The organism is Ornithinimicrobium sp., from assembly GCF_051004135.1.
Lineage (GTDB): Bacteria > Actinomycetota > Actinomycetes > Actinomycetales > Dermatophilaceae > Ornithinicoccus.
Genome location: NZ_JBPCKQ010000039.1, coordinates 1 through 3986, shown reverse-complemented (window position 1 = coordinate 3986; position 3986 = coordinate 1). Strand labels below are relative to the sequence as shown.

At 70.0% G+C, this 3986-nt stretch carries 3 protein-coding genes; 2 read left to right on the top strand and 1 reads right to left on the bottom strand.

Annotated elements, in window-relative coordinates; genetic code table 11:
* Positions 1 to 1261: ABC transporter ATP-binding protein (locus ACR2FV_RS02020; RefSeq protein ID WP_434014052.1), on the bottom strand; the 1261-nt coding region annotated here is incomplete at its 3' end.
* Between the two features lie 126 nt (positions 1262 to 1387).
* Between ACR2FV_RS02020 and ACR2FV_RS02015 the strand changes: the two genes are divergently transcribed.
* Together ACR2FV_RS02015 and ACR2FV_RS02010 are read left to right on the top strand one after the other, a co-directional pair.
* Positions 1388 to 3037, top strand: coding sequence for an IS1634 family transposase (locus ACR2FV_RS02015; RefSeq protein ID WP_434014053.1), 1650 nt, complete (start codon positions 1388 to 1390; stop codon positions 3035 to 3037).
* Positions 3038 to 3240: 203 nt separating this feature from the next.
* A partial coding sequence (locus tag ACR2FV_RS02010; RefSeq protein WP_434014051.1) for a Mu transposase domain-containing protein occupies positions 3241 to 3986 on the top strand: 746 nt, incomplete at its 3' end.

Below are 3986 nucleotides of genomic sequence, written 5' to 3'. Positions count from 1 at the left end.
CGTCCCAGCGGCCCTGAGTGGCGATCAGACGGTCCGGGCGTGCCTGGTGGCTGCCCTCGAGCCGCAGCCGCGCAGCCGCGTGCTCCCACACGAGCGTCTCGTACGTCGTGCCGACCCACACGTTGACCAGGTACTCGCCGGGCATCAGCAACGCCGGCAGGGTCAGCGACACCCGGTAGTGCCCGGGTGCACCGAGCGGCCGCCCGACGGACGAGCGAGTGTCGGACAGCGCCTCGTCGAGCAGCCGTCCGCCGGTCAGCGTCTCGACGCTGACGGCCAGGTCCAGCCCGGGTACGTGGTCGCGCACGACTAGGCCGACATCGACGACGTACGGGTCCTCCCGCCGGATCCGTCCGGCCGACGCGCGGGTGGTGCTGCGCAGGTCGAGCGAGGTCAGCGCCACGGCGGCGTCCGGGTCGGGGGCGAAGGTCCGGTTGCCCGCGTCGGGCGTCGCCTCCACCAGGTAGTCGTGGACGACCTCTGCGGTCCGGCCGACGGCCCGCACCCGGCCGGCGTCGAGCCACAGCGTGGTGGAGCACAGCCGCGTCACCGCGTCGAGGTTGTGGCTGATGAAGACGACGGTGCGTCCGGAGCGCTCGATCTCCTCCATCGCGCCCAGGCAACGCCGCTGGAACTCCGCGTCTCCGACGGCGAGCACCTCGTCCACGAGCAGGATGTCGGCATCGACGTGCGCCGCGACGGCGAAGGCCAGACGCAGGTACATCCCGGAGGAGTAGCGCTTGACGGGCGTGTCGAGGAACCGACCGATGCCCGAGAAGTCGACGATGTCGTCCAGGCGCCGGGCGACCACGGACTTGGGCATACCCAGGATGGCCGCGTTGAGGAAGACGTTCTCGCGTCCCGAGAGCTCGGGGTGGAAGCCGGTCCCGACTTCGAGAAGGGAGCCGACGGTGCCCCGTGTGCGGCTTACCCCTCCGGTCGGCTCGGTGATGCGCGCGAGGACCTTTAGCAGCGTGCTCTTGCCGGCTCCGTTGCGTCCGACGATCCCCAGGCTCGTCCCCTCGGGGATGTCTACGCTCACGTCGCGCAGCGCCCAGACGTCCGTCGGCTCGTCCTCGGCCCGCGGTGACCGGGCAAGCCAGCCTCGCACCGCCGCCGTGGCGGCCCGGACGGTGTCGGCCGTGACCGTGTCGCCGAGCCGGTAGCGCTTGCTCAGCAGGTCGATCTCGATGGCGTTGCCCATGCCTAGCGGGAGTTTCCTGGCTAGTTGGATCTTGGTCAGGTGATCCGGGTGCGGCACCCGGGCTGACCTGGGGTTTCTCGGCGTGTCGAGCAATGATCAGCTGCCGGATAGTGTATGACCTAAACTGTGGCCAGCCTCTACAAGAAGGTGATCAACGGGAAGCCGTACTGGTACCTGCGTGAGATGGCCCGGGTGGACGGCAAGCCCAAGATGATCTCGGAGCGCTACCTGGGGTCCGCGGCCGACATCGAGGCTCTCCTGCAGGCTCAGGAGCGGGCGGTGCTGCCGGCCCGCTCCCGACATCTGAAATTCGGTGACGTCGCGGCGGTGTGGGGCGTGCTGGACCGGCTCGGGGTGATCGAGCTGATCGACACCGTGGTCGGGACCAGGCGCGTCGACGCGGGCGCCTCGGTGGGCAGCTACCTGACCCTGGCGGCGCTGAACAGGGTGGTGGCACCGCGCTCGAAGCTGGCGTTCGCCGACTGGTGGAAGACCACCGCGGGCGACCGCTTCACCCGGATTCCGGCCGCCGTACTGGACCACCGCAGGTTCTGGGACGCGATGCACGCCGTCACCGTGGCCCAACTCGCCGACATCGAGCAGCAGCTGGCACTGCGCATGATCGAGACCTTCGAGCTGGACATCTCGGCGTTGGCGCTGGACATGACCAACTTCGCGACCTACATCGACAGCGGCAACGAGGCGGCGCCGATCGCGCAGCGCGGCAAGGCCAAGCAGAAGCGCTGCGACCTGCGCCTGGTCGGGCTCGGCCTGGTCGTCACCCGTGACGGCGGCGTGCCGCTGGTCAGCCACGCCTACCCCGGCAACCGGCCCGACGTCACCCAGTTCGCCACCATGATCGACCTGCTCAGCGCCCGGCACGCCGCGCTGGCGACCCGGGTCGGCGCGCCCACCGCGGCGGAGGTGACGGTGGTGTTCGACGCCGGGCAGAACTCGGTCGCGAACTTCACCCACCTGATCGACGCCGGCCTGGCGTTCATCGGTTCCATCCCGCCCTCGGACTGCCCCGACCTGCTCGCCCGGCCCGACACCGACCGGGCCCTGGTCGACGCCGACCGCTTCGCCGGCCTGAGCGCGGTGCAGACCCGCCGGGTCGTGTTCGGCACCGAGCGGCGCGTGATCCTGACCCACTCACCGACCCTGCACGCCGCCCAGCGGGCCGGGTTCGCCCAGACCCTGGCCAAGGCCGTCGGCAAGCTCACCGACCTGTCCGAGGTGCTGGCCCGCGGCAAGACCCGCCGGTCCAGAGCCAAAGTCACCGCCGAGATCGCCGCGATCACCGCCGACCCGTGGCTCCGCCGGGTCCTGAACTACGAGCTCACCGGCAGCACACCAGCCGAACATCGGCTCACCGTCACCGTCGACACCAAGGCTCAGGACGCGCTGGAGATCGAGGTGTTCGGCAAACGGATCCTGGTCACCAACCGTGAGGACTGGTCGGTCGCTGAGGTGGTCGCCGGCTACCGCTCCCAGTCCGACGCCGAGTTCAGCTTCCGCCAGCTCAAAGACCCCCGCGTCGTGTCGTTCTCCCCGATGCACCACTGGACCGAGCACAACATCCGGGTGCACACCTTCACCTGCGTCCTGGCCTTGCAGATCGCCCACCTGATGCGCCGCGAGGCCAAGCGCGCCGGCCTGCACGCCTCGGTCCGCGACCTGCTCGACCAACTGGCCGGCATCGCCGAGACCGTGCTGATCTACCCCTCCACCGGCGGCCGCCCCAAGGCCCGCCGGATGCTCACCGAAACCACCGATAGCCAAGACAAGCTCACCGAGATCTTCGACCTCACCCGATGGGCTCCACGGACTTAGGTCATACACCGAAACAAGATCAACACAGTCCTGACCTGCGGTAATACAACCAAGATCAAGCTAGCTAGGAAACTCCCGCTAGCGCGGACCCGATCAACCCGACGTTCACGGTCGGCTGGCTGGACTACGTCGCGGCCCGCGGGTTCGGCACCGACCCGGCCAGGGTCCGCTCGCCCAAGGACAAGCCTCGGGTTGAGCGGACCGTGCAGTACGTCCGGGAGAACTTCTGGCGCGGTGAGGAGTTCACCGACCTCGCGCACGCCCAGACGCGGGTCGGGCTGTGGTGCCGCACCACGGCCGGGATGCGCCTGCACGGCACGACCGCGCAACGCCCGGCCGAGGACTTCACCGCCCACGAGCAGCCGTTGCTCCTGCCGGCGCCGACGCAGGGCTATGACCGGCCGCTGTTCTCGACCCCGAAGGTTGCTCGGGATCTGCATGTCGAGGTCGCCCGCGGGCTCTACTCCGTGCCGGGTGAGCTGATCGGGCAGCGCGTCCAGGTGCGGGCAGACTCCCACCTGGTCAAGGTCTTCAGCCGTGGGCAGCTCATCAAGACCCACCCTCGGGTCAAGCCCGGCGGCCGCTCGACCGACCCAGCCGACTACCCGGTCGAGCGCCGGGACTACGCCCTGCGCGACGTCGCGTCCCTGACCAGCAAGGCCGCGGCCCTCGGGCCGAGCGTGGGTGTCTACGCCGTCCGGCTGCTCGATGTCCCGCTGCCGTGGACGTCGATGCGGACCGTCTACCGGCTCCTGGGCCTGGCCCGCAGCTACGGGGCTGAGGCGGTCGACGCGGCCTGCGCCCGAGCACTGGAGCTCGACGTCGTCGACGTCAACAAGGTCACCCGGATGCTCGAGCAGGCCCGCGAACGCGCGCCCCTGCCGGCGCAGGCCGCCAACGTCGTGGGCGCCCTTTCCCGGTTCGCCCGTGACCCGCAGGAGTTCCAGGG

What these genes read in the sequence shown, in the direction of transcription:
- ACR2FV_RS02015 (WP_434014053.1), top strand. Translation starts at nt 1,388, where the DNA reads ATGGCCCGGGTGGACGGCAAGCCCAAGATGATCTCGGAGCGCTACCTG.